The organism is Bradyrhizobium sp. in8p8, assembly GCF_000426845.1.
Taxonomy (GTDB): Bacteria; Pseudomonadota; Alphaproteobacteria; order Rhizobiales; family Xanthobacteraceae; genus Bradyrhizobium; species Bradyrhizobium japonicum_C.
Genome location: NZ_AUGD01000002.1, coordinates 835,573 through 852,585, shown reverse-complemented (window position 1 = coordinate 852,585; position 17,013 = coordinate 835,573). Strand labels below are relative to the sequence as shown.

The window sequence follows — 17,013 nt, the reverse complement described above, 5'->3', positions numbered from 1 at the left end:
AATGATCCTCGATGAGGTCAGGGATTGCCCGCGCCGCCGATCAACGGCGTGCCGTTGATCGACATCGCGCCATCGGCAGGGACGGGGTTCGGCACCGGAACGGAGGGACTGATTCCGGCACCGCCGAGCTCGGTGGCCCCCAACGGTATCCCGACGCGTCCGACGGTCATTGGCGAGGACGAAAGCGGCGGAGCCGCCGCGCTGCCAGCGCATGCGCTCGATGAGTTGCCGGACAGTCCGCCGCCATCGAACAATGCGCCAGGCGAGGCGGAGTTTGCCGATGTCGGACAGTTCGACATGCCTTGCGCAGGATTGAGCGGCGAGGTGCCGGGCGTTGCAATCTCGGTCGATCCCAGCGGGATGCCTACGGGCCGGGTGGATTGCGGATTGAGCGGCGATGTCGCGAGCATGCCGGGAGAAGGTTGTATTCCGGGCACCATCGTTTGAGCGACGGCCGCAGTAGAGATCAGCCAAAGCATGCCGGCTGCAAGCGTCATGCCCGGATGCATCGAGGTGCGCCGGTGTGAATTCGAACTTATCGTGACGATATGGGTTGGTGAATGCTGATTCCGCATGGACGATCGCTCCGGCCTGAATGCCGTCGAACATTAGAAAGCCGTGGTAGGTCCGGTATTTCTAGAACGCACGTCCCGCTCCCGGCCTGCACGAAGACGACGAGAGTTTGCTTGCGTCCTCTGTCATACGACTAGGCGCCCACTGCATTGGCATCAGCACGCGCTGGCGTCGGTCGTGACTTCTACTTCTGTTATCTCAGAATGGACCGCGCGCGTGCCAGTTCCCGGCGGCACGCGCGCATGTCACCGACGTGATCGGCGGCGCGAGCGCGATCAAGCGAATCCAACGCAGCCGTGAAATCGAAGCCGTCGCCGCTCTCTGCTTCGGCAAGGGAGCGGGGCGTTGGCTGATGGCCGCGCAATGCGCTGAGGCTCTCCGGCTGCCAGCCGTAGGAGCCGGCGTCCTTTTCGATGACCCGATCCAGCTGCACCTGGGTGCGAGCGATCTCGTTCGCGCAGGTACCCGCGACGGCTGGCGACGCCGCGCACAGCAGAATGAGGAGTGCAGGCTGGCGTTTTGCGGTGGATGTCATTGATGCGGTCCTGTGCATGCTGGATGCGCAATTAGCTAGGTCGTCTTCTCCGGAATCGCGAGAAAGCATTGGACCAAACGGCATGTCCGGGCGTGCGAAGTGGCAAGGAAAGTTAATTGCGGAAATACCGCGGGGGCGGTCTCGGCGTACTTTCGCGCCATTCCAACACGGAGGGATCCCGGAATGAAACCTCATCGCGCCAGCCTCGCCTTCGCCGTCACCCTTTCGCTGTTCGCGACCGTCGACACGGCGCGTGCGGAGCCGCTAAAGAACATCGTCCTGGTGCACGGCGCCTGGGTGGACGCGTCCGGCTGGAAGCCGGTTTACGAGATCCTCACCAAGGAAGGTTTCCATGTCACCATGGTCCAGGAGCCGGAAACGTCGTTTGCCGATGACGTCAAGGCGACGAAGCGGATTCTCGACCTTCAAAACGGCCCGACGCTTCTCGTCGGCCACAGCTATGGCGGCTCGATCATCACCGAAGCGGGTGTTCATCCGAGCGTCGTCGGCCTCGTCTACGTCGCCGCGCACGCCCCCGACGTCGGCGAGGACGAATCTGCGCTGGGCAAGAAGACGCCGAGCGTGCTCGGAAAGACCGAGGGTGTCATCAAGATCACGCCCGACGAGTTCACCTATCTCGATCCCGTGCAATTCCCGAAGCTGTTCGCGCCCGATCTGCCGCGTGATCGCGCCGAGTTCGTCGCACGTTCGCAGGTCCCGGCCGCCGCACAGGTGTTCAGCACGCCGCTGACGGCGGCGGCATGGAAGACCACGCCGAGCTGGGGCATCGTTGCCGGCAGCGACCAGATCATCAATCCCGATCTCGAGCGCTGGTACTATGACCGCGCCAAGAGCCACACCACGGTGATCCCGGGCGCCAGCCACTCGGTCTACGAATCGCATCCGAAGGAAGTGGCGGCCGTGATCACCCGCGCTGCGCGCAGCATCGATCAGCAGGCCGCGCGCTGACCACGACGCGTTTTGCCGGTCCTGACGCACGGCCGGCGAAGGGAGGGACGGCGGGAGAGACAGCACTCCCGCCGGCCTGACTGCCTCATTTGAAATTTCCATGAATCCGACCGGAACGACCGGCCCCAGGCCGCGAAGAAGCTGGACCTTGGTTATTCGGGGGTTCGCAACTGCGCGGCCAAATCATACGCACCTTGCAGGCGCTGGATGCTGCAGTCGCGCTCGACGAGGCGATTCCGAATAGCGTCATGTCGCCGGCTAGAGTGTCGGCGAGGTCGCGGCCCGGCTGGATATCGTGGCGCGCCGGGCGGAAGCCATGGATGCGTCCACCCGCGTCGGCGACGGCTGGTCTTCGTGCCCTGACTTTTCGCGCAGTCGCTGCGGGCACCGCGGCCGCAATGGAGATGCATCGGCCAAGGATCTGCCTGTCGAGGTTGCCTCCGCACGCGACGGCTCGCCGAAGCGTTGGCCGAGTTTCGCGATATCCTGCGATCGGCATCCGCGGCATTCCCGCCGGGCGGCGGCGCGCGTGTGCTGAGTGGCATCGACGGCGCTCCCATCGTCTCCGCCGAGACAGGTCTCGACAAGCTCGCTGCGCAGATCTCACAAACCGCGCAATGGGAGAGCTGGCTGCAGGCCTGTCTGGCGGCCCGCGCCACGGCGTTTCTGGGGCGTGGGCCAGGACACGCGTTGAGCGCGATGGTCAGGGGCATCCGGCCCGATCCGCCGGCGCATGCGCTGGATGATTTCAGGAGTGTTGTGGGTGTACGCATCTGGCTGCGCGTTGGCTCACCGATGAGAAATGCCCTTCAATTGCCTCCAGCCTCGAATAGGCGCGTGGGCTGCCAAAAAAGAGGGGCCGTCCTCCTTGTGCGAGAGGACGGCCCTAATGCTCGTAGGCCTGGGAGGAGAGGCGCGAGCCGTGACTTGGGCTCTCAGTCACTAACATCTCCAGCGTCGCCGATCGGGCGGGAGAAGTATTTCACGAAACAAGGTTTGTTTCTCATTTCGCATCATTCACGAAAGCGCATACGGCAGAAGGTGAGGTACGGCCTTGCGCCCCGAAGCTGGATCGTCGCCAGCCGGCGCGGATGAGGCCTGGGCGTTCCGGCTCGAGCACCGCCAGCGTGCCGGAGTGTTGCCCGTAATGCGCTTGAAGACGGTGGAGAAGTGCGCCTGCGTGCAGAAGCCGACCGCCAGCGCCACCTGGGCCAGGGAGGTCTCGGAGTTCAGCAGCAGGGATTTCGCCTGCTCGACGCGCTGATGCAGCAGATATTCACGCGGTCGGTACCCGGTCGCGGCCCGAAACTGCGCGGCGAAGTGCATCCGCGATAGTCCGGCGACTCCAGCCAGGTCCGACGGGCTGATGCATTGGTCGAAATGCGTCCTGACATAGTCCTCGATGCGGCGCAGACGCCATTTCGGCAGAGCGTTGACCTTCGTGCGCGGCGCTTCGCGCCGGGCCACATGCATTGCCAAAGTCTGGGCGATGCAACGCGCGAAGTCGCGGTCGACCGGATGGCCGTGTTCGGTCAGCGCCTTTGCGAGTTGCGCGGCGAACGGGTCGCGCAGTAGAACCATGTCGTTCAACTCCTCGGGAGTGACCGGGTGCTCTCCCGTCGGCGATAACGGCAGACATTTTGCCGGAACGTGGAAGTGCAGAAAATCGCATGACGCATGGAAATGTGCGCAAAGCGACTTTGACGGTGCGCCGACATAGAGCGTGCCCGCGGGCATGATGCCGTCGAATATGGTTTGAGCGCCTCTGGTCAGCTTGAGACGGGTCGTCTTCAGAGCGATGGCGAAGAAGTACCGGTCTGTTGGCGTCGTTGCTTCCTCCCGCCCCACCGCCGCCTGCGTGGAGGTCCACCGCGAGATCATGATGTCGTCACGCCCATTGCCGGTGGGCTGCTCAGGCTGGCGCCATCTTCGCTCGTTGGGAACTGCGCGTTGCCCCTGGGGCAAAACCTGTTCGCGAGGGCTGGGTTGATACGTCAGCCGGGCGCCCGCCGCTTGCACATCGGTGAACATCGTTCGTCCCGTCCTTGATCCAACTTGCGGCGTCACCGCAGCTGAACCTTGTTGGTCCATGCTCGAACGATACGTCTGGACGGGTCACAAGGCTCGTTAGAGTTGCTTAAACCGTGTTAAATTTTGCGAATGCAGCGGTGGGGCCGGAGATCGCATGGCCGTTGATTGGAGCAGAAAGATCAATGGCCTAAGTGTCATGGGGTTTGCATGGCCTCGATTCAGGATCAGTAATGCGGCGGCGAGTTCATGAACGGGGAAACTATTGTGGTCCGGCGCCTGCCAGCGCCTCTTCGAGGCAGCGGATGATTTCGTCGCCGCTCGAGGGCTTGCCGATGTAGCAGTGCGCGCCCGCCGCCATCACGCGCTGGCGCACCGTCTCGCTCGGAAATGCCGTCATGAAGATGATCGGGAAACGGCGGCCGGAGGCAACCAGCTTAGCCTGCATCTCGTCGCCCGTCATGACCGGCATCTGGACGTCGGCGATCATGCATTCCGGATCGTTTCCCGGTGGTTGTCGCAGGAAATCGACCCCGGACTCATAGGCGTGCGCCTCATAGCCGAGCGAACGCACCAGGCTTGCGAGGGACGTGCGAACGCCTTCGTCGTCGTCCACGATCGCAATCACTGGGGTCTTGGCCATTTGGCACACATCCTGGCCGCGGTGTTCCGCAAGGAGGACATCTCCCGTTGCGCGGCTGATGGCCCCTTATGCACCGTTGGTCGCCCTTGTTGAAACTATACTCAGGTTTGGTCCGTAGTCCTGCGGGTCTGGGAAAGTCCGAGCGCCTCGGCCTTGCGAACGAGGTCGGCCAGCGACTTAGCGCCCATCTTGCGCATGACGTTGCCGCGATGGATCTTGACCGTGATCTCGCTGAGCCCGATCAGGCCAGCGACCTGCTTGTTCATCAACCCGGCGGTAACATGGCCCATCACTTCGCGTTCGCGTGCCGTCAAGGTCTCGTATTGAGCTCGGATATCCTCCTTCGCCGCGGCTTCGGCGCGGTGCTGCGCGTCGCGCTCGAGCGCTGTCGTCACGGCGTCGAGCATATCCTGATCGCGAAAAGGCTTGGAGAGGAAGTCGACCGCGCCGGCCTTCATCGCACGCACCGACATTGGAATGTCGCCATGGCCCGTCATGAAGACGATGGGATAATTGATGCCCTGGCGGGTCAACTGGCCCTGGAGGTCTAGCCCGCTCACGCCAGGAAGCCTGACGTCCAGCACGATGCAGCCCGGGCCGTCAGGCAGCGTGCCGCCGAGCAGTTCGGCCGGCGAGCCGAACAGGCGTGTTTCGAGGCCAACCGACCGGAATAGGCTGTCGAGCGAGGCGCGAATGCCTGCGTCGTCATCAACGATGATGACGACTGAACTGGAGGAGGTGGCCGGCGGATGCGCTTGGCTTGGTCGTGTCATGGTGAGGCGTGGTGTTTGCTGAACGGCAACGTCAGGCGGAAAGTCGCTCCCGAGCCAGGGATGCTCTCTGCCGACAACTGGCCGCCATGAGCTTCCGCCGTCGTTCGGCAGATCGCAAGCCCCATGCCCATTCCGCCGTGCTTCGTCGTAAAGAACGGATCGAACAGGCGCGGCAGGTCGTTTGGGCTGATGCCGGGGCCGCTGTCCTGCACCGTGATTGCGAGGCTCTCGCCATCGACGGTGCCGGTGCGCAACGTGACGAGGCGGGAACCGGATTGGCTGGACATGGCCTGGGCGGCATTGATCAGCAGATTGACGAGAACCTGCTGAAGCTGGATCCGATCGCCGCGGATCGGCGGCAAGCCGGGTTCCATCTCCATGGCGAGGGCGACGTCGTCTTTCGCGAACTCGCGGGCTACCAGAGCGGTTGCCTCCTCGATAATCTCGTCAATCTGCAACTCGTCCTGCTGGGGCGGTGCCTTCTTCAGGAAACTGCGGATCCGAGCCACGATCTCGCTGGCTCGCCGGCCCTGGGCGACAACGTGGCCCATTGTGGTGGCGACTTCCCTCAGGTCCGGCACGTCCCGTCGGAGCCACCGCAGGCCGGCTTCGCCGCTGGTGACGATTGCTGCCAGCGGCTGGTTCACCTCGTGGGCGATGGAGGCGCTGATCTCGCCCAAGGTGGCGACGCGCGCCGCATGCGCGAGATCGGCCTGTGCGGCGAGCAGCGCATCCTGCGCCTGTCTGCGCTCGGTGATATCGATGACGAAAGCGAGCACGTTGCGATCTCCATCCGGATCGGCCGGAAAGCTGATCGTGAACAGCACGGGAACCTTGCGGCCGTCCAGCCTGACGATCTCGGTCTCGCCTTCGTAGAAGGGCTCTCCTTCCGTGAAGGCCAGCAATGCGCCGACGAAGCTGCGGTCGTTCTCGCTGAGGAGCTTGTCCACATTCGCGATGAAGGCCGAAGCGCCGTCGGCGCCCGCCATCCTCTGCATGGCCGGATTGACGTCGATGATCCTGGCAAGCCTGCGGGCGGAGCGGACGACATCGGGATGTCGTGCCAGATGGTCGCGCAATTCGGCGCCGCCGGTGTCCAGCGCTCCCAGCGTGGCCCGTACGTCTGTCCAGTCCTCCTCCACGACGCCGATCCGGCTTGCGTTGAACATCCGGCGGTATCGCTGCTCGCTCTGCACCAGCGCGCTGTGCGCCGCCACGCGATCCGTGACATCGGTGTGCGTTTCGAGCACGCCGACCGGTTTGCCGAGATGGTCGTGCTGCAAGGCCCAGCGCGCATCGACCGTGAGTGTGGCGCCGGCCCTCGTGCGCTGCTTCACTCTGCCTTCCCAGCGTCCGGTCTCGAGCAGAACACGCTCGATGGTCTCTCGCCTATCGGGATAGGTGGTCTGCAGCAACTCGTCGGCGGACCGCCCGAGCGCATCTTCCGCCGGCCAGCCATAGGTCTGCTCCGCGGCCTTATTCCAGAAGCTGATCACGCCGGCGTGATCGCGGACGAAGATCATGTCATGCGAGAGATTGAGCAGGCGCGCCTGTGCCGCCAGGCGATTGGTCGCGGCATGATTCTGCAGCGCGAGCAGTGTGGTGATGGCGATGGCTGCGAGGCTCACCACGGCGCGAAGGGCCGGCGAGGCGATGTGGTGCAGATCGTGCGAGAGGAGATACGCCGCTATCGTCAGCATCGCGCAGCCACACGCCGCGACGAGGATGTCGTTCCGCCTGTTCGTTCTCGCTGCGAGCAGGATCGCAACAACGTAGAGAACGGCGATCGCGCCCTCGAGCGGCGTCAGCACATCGACGAGGAAGACCGCGAGGGCAAGGAAGGCTGACCAGAACCGCAGGCCCACACGGCTCGTGGACGAATGCGTGGCCCGGTCAGGAGTCGTCATCGTCGCCAGTTTCGTTCGCATCATTCCAGCGGCGTTGATGCCGCGATTTGATCGCGCCGACAACATCCCACTGCGCGATTTTCGTGCTCTCTTGGAAGACCGGCCTTATCGGCCGAGCGCCGCGCGGCCGATGAGGGGCAGCAATTCCGCAGGAAAAAGTGATTCTACGCGAATCTGCCAAGCGAAGCGCGTCAACTTACCGCACTTGTATCAAGCAGTGCGGCCAGTCGAGTCGTCATGCGGGCACTATCCCGCCGCCATCCGACCCAACGACGAGGGCGTGATCATACCTAGGTATGATGCGATCAACCCGAGAACCTACCGGTTCACCCGCCCGTAGAATGGAGCGCGGGGCCCGTCGAATTACTCTGCTGCCATGACGTTCGGACAAGCCGGTCAGGCTTCGCCGAGTCGAAATGGGGAAAAGGAGATTCGACGATGTCGCTACAGCTGTCACGGCCGCTTACCACCAAGGATCATGCGATCGGCTCGATCGATATCTCAAGCCTCGGCGGCAGAAGTCGGCCTTCGGGATATTGCGATCAGGCCGGCTGCGAGGGAACGACGCTGCCTCGGGGTCATCTCGATGTCGCCCTCGCTATCGAGGCGCCGGATGCACAGAGGTCCGAGAGCCGTCCAAGGGACTTAATCGATCCCGTGCTGCGGCAGCTTTCGGATGCGCTTGCAGCGACGGAGGCACTGCACCATCCGCATTCCGCCATCCTGGCCGACGCATTGCGCCTTGCCATTCTGACCCACCGCGCCAGCGCGCAGGCAGTGACCCAACGCAGGGAGGCCGAGCCCGATGTCGAAGAGCGAGAGGGCCGTGCGCGTCGTACCGTGCGATCGTTGCAGAAATGGCGCCTCAAGCGCGTAATGCAATATGTCGACGAAAACCTGGGCGCGAAGATCACGCTTGAGCACCTCGCAGCCGTTGCCGGGCTGAGCCGGATGCACTTTGCCGCGCAGTTCCGGGCAGCGGTCGGCATGCGGCCTCACGAATATCTGTTGAAGTGCCGGATCGAGCGCGCCCAGGAGCTGCTGAAGCAGGGGGACGTCTCCCTAGTCGACACCGCATTGACCGTAGGATTCCAGACCCAGGCACACTTCACGACTGTGTTCAAGCGGTTCGTCGGCGATACGCCCTATCAATGGCGCAGCGCCTATCTTGCGCAATTCATGCCGCTCCCGCGCGCCGGAGCCATGCTGTCATGAGCGAGATCGGCATTCAACTCCTGATGCTGCCATTGGCCGGAATCCATATGACGCCCGTGCACAACGAGGTCACGTGCTGGCTCGAAATTGCCCGTGCTCTCGGCAATTCGTACCGCTTGGCCACTTCAGGGCTGAGCTTGGGCGCGCTCTATGGCCGCCTCATCTTCACCTTCTGCAGAGCTACCCTCACGGTGTCTCGCGACTGCACGTACTGACAAGTGCTGAGCCATCGACTGGTCACGTGCGCCGGCCACGTCGGACGGGACGCCCATTTTTATAGGGCCGTCGCCGGTGTGATGCACCAACGTGAGGGGTACGGCGGGACTGATGGTCGCGATGGAGCGCTTTTCGATCTCACTTTCCTCAATGACGCAGTCGCCGTTACGGCCGTCGGCGCGGTCTCGAAGGATCGTCTCGACGAAAGCAAGCTTGGCGCTGGAGCCGAGGTAGAGCAGCCCGAAGGCCTTGCCGGTGGGCGTCTCCCAGCGTGCAGACCTAAGGCCGCAGCCTTCTTCGCTAAGGAAGCGACATGAAGTTCGTCTTCATCGCGAAGCACCGGGCGGTCTGGCCGGTGGCATGGCTATGCGAAGCACTGGGAGTGTCGCGGTCGGGCTTCCATGCTTGGCTGAACCGCTCTCCCAGCGCCAGATCCCGCAGTGACAAAGAGCTTGGCGGTAAGGTCAAGGCCAGTTTCCTGGCGAGTGACCGCACCTATGGCGCGCGCCGGGTGTGGCGTGACGTGCTCGCCGACGGGGCTGACTGTGGCCTGCACCGCATCGAGCGGCTGATGCGCTTGCAAGGCTTGCGAGCGCGGCCGCGGCGCCGGCGCTTGCCGAAGGACAGTGGCGATCGGCAACTCGAGAGCATGCCAGCGAACCTGCTGGACCGGCGGTTTGTCGCCGAGCGGCCGAACCAGAAGTGGATCGCCGACTTCACTTATCTCTGGACGGCCGAGGGCTGGCTCTATGTGGCGGCGGTGATCGACCTGTTCTCGCGCCAGGTGGTGGGCTGGTCGATGAGTGCCGCCATGACGGCACAACTCGTGACGGACGCCTTGTTGATGGCTGTCTGGCGCCGCGGCAAGCCGGATGCGCTGCTGCATCATTCCGATCAAGCAGTCAGTATACGAGCGATCAGTTCCAGCGACTGATGGCCGACCACGGCATCGTTTGCAGCATGAGCCGCTCCGGCAACGTCTGGGACAACGCGGCGATGGAAAGCTTCTTCTCCTCGCTCAAGACCGAACGGACGGAAAGCAAAACCTACAGGACCAGAGACGAGGCACGAGCCGATGTGTTCGACTACATCGAAAGATTCTACAACGCCACCCGCAGGCACTCGACCATCAGCTGTCTCAGCCCGGTTGAGTTCGAGCGCAAGGTGGGATTAGCTTAACCCGGTGTCCATCAAACCGGCAGCAGCTCAAACGAACGCGTTTGCGACATACTCGTTCTTCCTCCTGACCTGAACGCGCCAGCTCCCCGATTCGAGTTTTGTAAAGGCCGGCATTGCGTGTGCACTCCACCCCGATTTCGTGTGCGCTACGTGTGCACCGGGAGATCAAATGCGGTACAAGCGTGTGCAATTCTGGCTAGTTAGAGTGCATACGTCCGCGCTAGTTCCTGTTCTGGCCCGCTGAGGCAATAGGATAAGTAATTGGAATATCAACACTATCGCTTTTCTGTGGCCCCGATGATGGATTGGACCGACCGGCATTGCCGGGTGTTCCACCGTCACCTAAGCCGGCGGGCGCTGCTCTATACGGAGATGCTTACCACCGGGGCCGTCATTCATGGCGACGGCAAGCGGCTGCTCGGGTTCGATCCGTGCGAGCATCCGGTGGCGCTTCAGCTCGGCGGCTCGGATCCGCGTGACCTTGCCGAAGCTGCTCGGATCGGCGAGGCCTTCGGCTACGACGAGATCAATCTCAATGTCGGCTGCCCATCCGATCGCGTGAAGGATGGCCGCTTCGGTGCCTGCCTGATGGCAGAGCCGGAGCTGGTGGCGAGATGCGTCGCTGCAATGAAGCGCACCGTCGCCATTCCGGTCACGGTGAAGTGCCGTATCGGAATCGACGATCAGGACCCGGAAGCCGCGCTCGATGCACTCGCACATGCGGTGGTCGCCTCCGGCTGCGACACGCTGATCGTGCATGCCCGCAAGGCCTGGCTCAACGGATTGTCTCCGAAAGAAAACCGCGACATTCCCCCGCTCGACTACGATCGCGTCTATCGTCTCAAGCGCGCGATGCCCAATGTGCCTGTCATCATCAACGGCGGCATCTCTTGCCTCGAAGAGGCGAAAGGACATCTCGACCATGTCGATGGCGTGATGCTTGGGCGCGCCGCATATCAGGAGCCATGGCGGCTGCTGTCAGTCGATGGCGAGATCTTCGGCGAGACGGCGCCCCACGCGTCCATGCAGGAAGCGCTCGAGGCGATGATGCCCTATATCGATCAGCAGCTCGCGCGCGGCACGCGGCTGCACGCGATCACGCGGCATTTCGTCGGCGCATTCCATGCCGTGCCGGGCGCGCGAGCCTTCCGTCGTCATCTGGCCGAGCAGGGGGTGAAGCCCGGCGCTGGTCTCGAGGTGCTGCGCGATGCGATCGCGCGTATCGGCGCCCGCGTCCCGGTGGAGGCGGCGTAAGTCGGTTAGTTGACGGCCGTGCGCGAGCGGCGGGGACTGCGCTGGAGCTCCGGATAGCCGGTGAGCATCAACGTGTCGGCGCGCACGCCCCAGCTCTCCAGGCGATCGAGGAAGCTCATGCCGAGCAGATTGGTTTTCATCTGTCCGCGTGGAACGACGAGAGCGGGCACCGATTTTTCCACGAGCTGACCGACGGAGAGACGATCGAGCGTGAGGCGGGCTGCCTTGGTGCGGCCGCCGGCAGTTTCCAGGTCGACGTCATATTCAAGCATCTCGAGCGGCAGCCCGATTGCTTTTGCGGTTTCCCAGGTCAGCACGACCGACGTCGCGCCGGTATCGATCACCATTGGCGCGGTGACGCCATTGATCTTCGCACGCAGCGCGAATTCGCCGCCCTGGCCGCGCGGGATCTGCACGGCAGGGGCCGGTGCCGCCGCCTGGGCACGAAAAATGTGTGAAACCTTGTGGCTGGCGCGTGCGATCTGACCGGCGTCGCCATAGGCGACGACGGCACCTGCCGTGCCGGCGAGCAGGACGAAAACGAGCAGGAAGCGGATCATCGCGCGCCTCCGAACACAAGCCGGCGGGTCAGATGCGTTTCGGCGATCCCCCGGTCGGCGTAAGTCCGGCTTCCGCCATCCGCGCCGGCAAGAGGGCCATGGTCGCGAGCCGCTCCGCGCTTTCCATGGCGTGCCAGCGCGCGATCTCGGGCAAGGTTCGGCCGCAGCCGAAGCATAGCTTGGTCTTGGGATCGATCATGCAGACGGCAACGCACGGCGTTTCTTTGCTCATTCGGACATAGTGATGGATCGTCGGACATTTCTGCAAGCATCTCGTTAGGAGCCTGTGCCGGCGCTCATGATGGGCTTGTGCCGCGGCCGGCGTTTCTCGTCCGGCAGAGGGGAACTCTCCGGCTGGAGCGGCGGAGCATCATCCGATAGCGGCGCAAGCGCACTCATCACGCGCTCCGGCGGGAAGGTGACGATCACCTCGGTGCCGATGCGCAGTTTCGATTTCAGTGTGAACGTGCCGCCATGCAGGTCGATCAGATTCTTGGCGATGGGCAGACCGAGGCCAGCGCCCTGTTCGGCCGACTTGATCGAGTTGGAGCCCTGGCCGAACGAGGCGAGCACAACCGGAATCTCGTCTTCGGGGATGCCGGAGCCGGAGTCCTTCACCGAGAGATATTGTCCGCCCGAGGCGGTCCATCCCGCCTTGAGCCAGATCTCGCCGCCTTGAGGTGTGAACTTGATCGAGTTGGATAGCAGATTGAGCACGACCTGGCGGATCGCGCGCTCGTCAGCCCAGAGCCTCGGCATGCCCTGCTCGAATACTTCGTGGATGGTGATGCCGCGGCTCGATGCGCGCAGCTTCATCAAATGATGGCAGTCGGCGACGATACCGACCAGCGACACCGCTTCCTCGTTGAGTTCGTAGCGACCGGCCTCGATCCGCGACAGATCGAGGATCTCGTTGATGAGGTTGAGCAGGTGTACGCCCGAATTGTGAATATCGGCGGAATATTCCTTGTAGACCGGCACCGCATGCGCCCCGAATATTTCGCTCTTCATCACCTCGGAAAAGCCGAGGATCGCATTCAGCGGCGTTCGTAGCTCATGGCTCATCTGTGCCAGGAAGCGCGACTTGGCGACGTTGGCGGCTTCGGCGCGGTGGCGCGCTTCGTCCGAGATCGCCTTGGCCTGTTCGAGCTCGCCGATCAGCGCGTCTTTCTCGGCGCGCGCTTCCAGCGTGGCGAAGGTCGAGGAGTGCAGGCGGTGCGCCAGCAACACGAAGTAGCCTTCGGCGGCGAGGGCGAGCGCGGCCAGGATGTAGTTGTCCAGCGAGCCGGTCATCGCCAGGCTAAGTGCCATTGCGACCGCGACCGGCGCGGTGGCGGCAAGGGCGGCGATCGGCAGATTGGCGGCGAGCATGCTCGATACTGCGATCACGAGCAGCATCAGGAACATCATCAGGGATTCCGTGACCATGTCGAGCACGGGATGGATCAGGATCGCCATCCAACACAGGCCATAGAGCAGATCGATCACGACGAAGCGCGTCCGCCAGGCGCGCGTCGCAGTCGGAGAGGCGGGCTCGCTCAGGAAGCGCCGGCAGCTCCGGATCATCGCCGCGTGGATGCAGAGCATGCCGACTGTCCAGGCCGCGGCCGGGATCGGCTGCATCCACAGCCCGAACAGCACGCCGGTGGCCACCACCAGCAGCATGACGACGTAGGAGGCCGACAGCCGCGTTTGCGCGTATTGTCGCAGCATCTCGGCGTCGAAAGCCGGACGGGTTCCACTGGTCGACGTTAACTTGTCCCGTGCCTCACGCACCCGCTGCGCCGCAGCCCTTCGGCTGCTCGCCGATGGAGCGCTCACCGGCTCGGCCGGAAGCTGCACGACCTCGGGCTTTTCAGCGGGGTTACTCATCAAGCAACACGATTCCTGCCCACGCCGGACGCGGGCCTTCTGCATTGTCTATCTCTGGCAAGAAATCCTTAAGAGGTGACTTAAGGAGCTAAAGAATTACCTTAACCGGGCGTTAATCCACCGTCGTCCGGGTCTCAGTCCGCGGAAAGGCGCCGGCGCCTTCATTTGAAGAAAACGAGCGTGACCAATGCGAACACGGGCAGCAGCAGGACGGAGGTCCAGGCCATGTATCCGAAGAAGCCCGGCATCGCGACGCCGCCCGCTCGCGCGATCGCGTACACCATGAAGTTGGGCGCGTTGCCGATGTAGGAGTTTGCGCCCATGAACACCGCACCTGCGGAAATCGCCGCAAGGGTGACGGCGCCGTTTGTCATCAGCTGCTTGGCGTCGCCTCCGGCAAGCTCGAAGAAGACGAGATAGGTTGGCGCATTGTCGAGAAAGGATGAGAGCACGCCGGTCAACCAGAAATAGGCGGCATTGTTCGGCGTCCCGTCGGCGTTGGTGACCATGTTCACGACGGAGGCAAACGCGCCGGATTTGCCCGCGTTGAGAATTGCAAGCACGGGGATGATGGTGATGAAGATGCCGGCGAACAGCTTTGCCACCTCGACTATGGGGCCCCAGGAGAAGCCGTTCGCGTCGTGGTCCTCCTTCGAGGTGACGGCGAGAGATGCGAACACGACGCCGATCATCACGGCATCGCGCAGAAGATTCTGCAGCTGGAGGTGCGTGCCCAGAACTTCAAATCCGCCGAGGTCGAGCTTGGCACTCAAGAGGATCGCAGTGATGATCACTCCCATCAAAGCGAAGTTGAGGCCGCCGCTGATCCGCAGGGGATTGTCCGGAGTTGGGTCCGGTTTGACGCGGCCTTCCTTGCGGTAAAGATAAGCATCGATGCAAAAGAACAGGACAAGCAGAATCCAGGCAGCGAACGTGGTCTGGGGGAACAGGTGCGTCGTCGTCCAGAAGAAGTCCACGCCGCGCAGAAAGCCCAGAAACAGCGGCGGGTCTCCTAAGGGTGAAAGCGAGCCGCCGATGTTGGACACAAGAAAGATGAAGAAGATCACGACGTGGGCGTTGTGCCGACGGTCGTCGTTGGCGCGGATCACCGGCCGGATCATGACCATCGACGCGCCGGTCGTGCCGATGACGCTCGCGATCAGAGTGCCTAGCGCGAGCAGCAGCGTATTCAGGACCGGGGAGCCGTGGAGATTGCCGCGCACCACGATTCCGCCGGCGACCGTGAACAGGGCAAGTAGCAGCAGAATGAACGGGACGTATTCGAGCAGCGCGGTATGAGCGAGTGCCTGGATGGTTGGAAGCGGACCGTACCAGATTGCAAGCGGCAGCACGATCAGGGCGGCCCACATCGCGGCAATCTTGCCTTGATGATGCTCCCAGAAGTGAGGTGCTGCTAGCGGAAATATTGCGATGGACAGCAGCATGCCCGCAAATGGAAGCGCCCATTGCGGGCCAATGCTGGCGCCATCGAGCGATGCGGCCAGAGTCTGCGAAGGTGATGCAGTCAGGATCAGGATAGCAACGATGAGCGGGCTGGTGATGAGGCGGGAGAGCCGTCGATAGATTCCACGCCTGGCGACCTCGGGGTGTCCCCGTCGACGCTCCAGCGCTAGGCCGACACAGGCAACGACGAGAATGGCGGCGATCACGCTAAGCAAGACTCCCCCCGAAGATTATGGTTTTCCGTTCGCCCGCCTAGCTGAAGCTTCGTCGCGGCCGAGGCCGCGACGAAGTCGAAGCTGCGCGACCCTGGACCGGGCCGTAACCGAGCGTCAGCGTTGCAGGCGTGCGAGCAGGCTCGACGTATCCCAGCGCTTGCCGCCCATTTTCTCGACCTCAGAATAGAACTGATCGACCAGCGCGGTAACGGGCAGGTTGGCGCCGTTGCGGCGGGCCTCGGCGATCGCGATCGAGAGATCCTTGCGCATCCATTCGACCGCGAAGCCGAAATCGTACTTGCCCTCGTTCATTGTCTTGTAGCGATTTTCCATCTGCCAGGATTGTGCGGCCCCCTTCGAGATAGTCTCTATGACCGCGGCCACGTCGAGGCCGCTCTTCTTGGCGAAGTGGATCCCCTCGGAGAGACCCTGCACCAGACCGGCGATGCAGATCTGGTTGACCATCTTCGTCAGCTGACCGGAGCCAGCGGGCCCGAGCAGTTTGCACATCCGCGCGTAGGCGCCTGTGATGATCGGCTCGGCGCCGGAATACGCGTCCTCCGCGCCACCGCACATCACGGTCAGGACGCCGTTCTCGGCGCCGGCCTGGCCGCCGGAGACCGGCGCGTCGACGAATTTGAACCCGGCCTTGGTGGCGGCTGCATCCAGCTCTCGCGCAACCTCGGCGGAGGCAGTGGTATGGTCGACGAAGGTCGCACCCTTCCGCATGCCGGCGAACGCGCCGTCGGGTCCGATCGTGACTGCGCGCAGGTCATTGTCGTTGCCGACGCAGCACATCACGAAGTCCTGGCCCTCCGCGGCGGCCTTCGGGGTCGGTGCTGTCTTGCCGCCGAACTTGTCCGCCCATTCCTTCGCCTTGGCCGCGGTGCGGTTATAGACGGTGACCTCATGGCCCCCTTTCTTCACGAGGTGTCCGGCCATGGGGAAGCCCATCACGCCGAGGCCGAGGAAAGCGACTTTAGCCATTGTGGTACCTTGTCCGTAGTTTGGGTTTTACGGTTCTTGCCAAGCAAGGGATGCCTGGGTTCCGCGGTGAGGGCGGACTGGACGCGCACCATAAACCCTTGAGGCCAGAGGGCAACGGCTTCGTTTGGCCGCCCCCTGTGCTAGGATGGCGGACCCAAGGACTTCAAAATGAGGGAGCGAGAGCATGGGCGGCGTGAGTGTTGGCGTCCTCGATCATTTCAACATCCGGACCCGGAATCTGGCCGAGACCGTTCGCTTCTACGAGGACGTGCTGGGCCTGGAAAAAGGCGCTCGGCCGAACTTCGCCTTCCCGGGCGCCTGGATGTATAGCGAGGGCAAGCCCGTGGTGCATCTCGTCGATATTTCCCCTACCGCTGAGCCACAAAAGCCGGATTCAGGCGTTGTCCACCACGTCGCCTTTGTCAGTCGCGGCTTTGACGGCATGAAACAGCGGCTGGCGTCAAAGGGGATGAAGTTCGAGGCCCGTCAGGTGCCCGGCGGTGAGCTCTGGCAGATATTCGTCCACGACCCAAACGGCGTCATGATCGAGCTGAACTACGAGGCTGCCAGGGAGCAGGGGGGAGCGCCCATCGAAAAGGCCGACGATATCGGCCGGCAGTAGC

General features: G+C 63.2%; 16 protein-coding genes and 1 pseudogene. 6 read left to right on the top strand and 11 right to left on the bottom strand.

Annotation, left to right across the window (positions count from 1 at the left end; genetic code table 11):
- Nucleotides 1–17 precede the first annotated feature (17 nt).
- Together K408_RS43315 and K408_RS0109610 are read right to left on the bottom strand one after the other, a co-directional pair.
- Nucleotides 18–497, bottom strand: a complete 480-nt coding sequence (locus K408_RS43315) for a hypothetical protein (RefSeq protein ID WP_155248340.1) — start codon at nt 495–497, stop codon at nt 18–20.
- 269 nt (nt 498–766) lie between these two features.
- On the bottom strand, nt 767–1,108 hold the full coding sequence (locus K408_RS0109610) for a hypothetical protein (protein WP_024338386.1): 342 nt from the start codon (nt 1,106–1,108) through the stop codon (nt 767–769).
- 183 nt (nt 1,109–1,291) lie between these two features.
- On the opposite strand from K408_RS0109610, the gene K408_RS0109605 reads away from it, so the two are divergent.
- A complete protein-coding gene (locus K408_RS0109605; protein ID WP_024338385.1) occupies nt 1,292–2,077 on the top strand; it encodes an alpha/beta hydrolase in 786 nt (261 codons plus the stop codon).
- 1,017 nt (nt 2,078–3,094) lie between these two features.
- Here the strand turns inward: K408_RS0109605 and K408_RS37840 are convergent.
- The 4 genes from K408_RS37840 to K408_RS0109585 form a co-directional block, all read right to left on the bottom strand.
- A complete protein-coding gene (locus tag K408_RS37840; RefSeq protein ID WP_024338384.1) occupies nt 3,095–4,108 on the bottom strand; it encodes a helix-turn-helix domain-containing protein in 1,014 nt (337 codons plus the stop codon).
- 259 nt (nt 4,109–4,367) lie between these two features.
- Nucleotides 4,368–4,748, bottom strand: a complete 381-nt coding sequence (locus tag K408_RS0109595; RefSeq protein WP_024338383.1) for a response regulator transcription factor — start codon at nt 4,746–4,748, stop codon at nt 4,368–4,370.
- 101 nt (nt 4,749–4,849) lie between these two features.
- On the bottom strand, nt 4,850–5,521 hold the full coding sequence (locus tag K408_RS0109590) for a response regulator transcription factor (protein WP_024338382.1): 672 nt from the start codon (nt 5,519–5,521) through the stop codon (nt 4,850–4,852).
- A complete protein-coding gene (locus K408_RS0109585) occupies nt 5,518–7,428 on the bottom strand; it encodes an ATP-binding protein (protein ID WP_024338381.1) in 1,911 nt (636 codons plus the stop codon). Before K408_RS0109585 ends, K408_RS0109590 begins: the two co-directional genes overlap by 4 nt.
- 438 nt (nt 7,429–7,866) lie before the next feature.
- Between K408_RS0109585 and K408_RS40245 the strand changes: the two genes are divergently transcribed.
- The 4 genes and pseudogenes from K408_RS40245 to dusA all read left to right on the top strand — a co-directional run bounded on the left by K408_RS40245 (nt 7,867) and on the right by dusA (nt 11,292).
- Nucleotides 7,867–8,643: a helix-turn-helix domain-containing protein gene (locus tag K408_RS40245; protein ID WP_024338380.1), complete on the top strand. Its 777-nt coding sequence runs from the start codon at nt 7,867–7,869 to the stop codon at nt 8,641–8,643.
- Nucleotides 8,640–8,858 (top strand): hypothetical protein, encoded by a 219-nt coding sequence (locus tag K408_RS0109575; protein WP_024338379.1) that lies wholly within the window; start codon nt 8,640–8,642, stop codon nt 8,856–8,858. The genes K408_RS40245 and K408_RS0109575 overlap by 4 nt, the downstream gene beginning before the upstream one ends.
- Before the next feature lie 305 nt (nt 8,859–9,163).
- Nucleotides 9,164–10,038, top strand: a pseudogene (locus K408_RS37830) (IS3 family transposase); the annotation flags it as partial.
- 261 nt (nt 10,039–10,299) lie between these two features.
- The gene (dusA, locus tag K408_RS0109560) at nt 10,300–11,292 is read left to right on the top strand and encodes a tRNA dihydrouridine(20/20a) synthase DusA (protein WP_080654847.1); all 993 of its coding nucleotides are present in this window, start codon (nt 10,300–10,302) and stop codon (nt 11,290–11,292) included.
- Nucleotides 11,293–11,297: 5 nt separating this feature from the next.
- Here dusA and K408_RS0109555 read toward each other — a convergent pair whose 3' ends face one another.
- The 5 genes from K408_RS0109555 to K408_RS0109535 form a co-directional block, all read right to left on the bottom strand.
- Nucleotides 11,298–11,852 (bottom strand): TIGR02281 family clan AA aspartic protease, encoded by a 555-nt coding sequence (locus K408_RS0109555; protein ID WP_024338376.1) that lies wholly within the window; start codon nt 11,850–11,852, stop codon nt 11,298–11,300.
- A 28-nt stretch (nt 11,853–11,880) separates the two neighbouring features.
- Nucleotides 11,881–12,084, bottom strand: a complete 204-nt coding sequence (locus tag K408_RS0109550; protein ID WP_024338375.1) for a DUF1289 domain-containing protein — start codon at nt 12,082–12,084, stop codon at nt 11,881–11,883.
- 44 nt (nt 12,085–12,128) lie between these two features.
- On the bottom strand, nt 12,129–13,724 hold the full coding sequence (locus K408_RS0109545; protein ID WP_024338374.1) for a sensor histidine kinase: 1,596 nt from the start codon (nt 13,722–13,724) through the stop codon (nt 12,129–12,131).
- Between the two features lie 161 nt (nt 13,725–13,885).
- On the bottom strand, nt 13,886–15,310 hold the full coding sequence (locus tag K408_RS0109540; protein ID WP_155248354.1) for a sodium:proton antiporter: 1,425 nt from the start codon (nt 15,308–15,310) through the stop codon (nt 13,886–13,888).
- Nucleotides 15,311–15,517: 207 nt separating this feature from the next.
- Complete coding sequence (locus K408_RS0109535; RefSeq protein WP_024338372.1) at nt 15,518–16,390, bottom strand: NAD(P)-dependent oxidoreductase; 873 nt, start codon at nt 16,388–16,390, stop codon at nt 15,518–15,520.
- Between the two features lie 184 nt (nt 16,391–16,574).
- Between K408_RS0109535 and K408_RS0109530 the strand changes: the two genes are divergently transcribed.
- The gene (locus K408_RS0109530) at nt 16,575–17,012 is read left to right on the top strand and encodes a VOC family protein (protein WP_024338371.1); all 438 of its coding nucleotides are present in this window, start codon (nt 16,575–16,577) and stop codon (nt 17,010–17,012) included.
- Nucleotide 17,013: the final 1 nt, after the last annotated feature.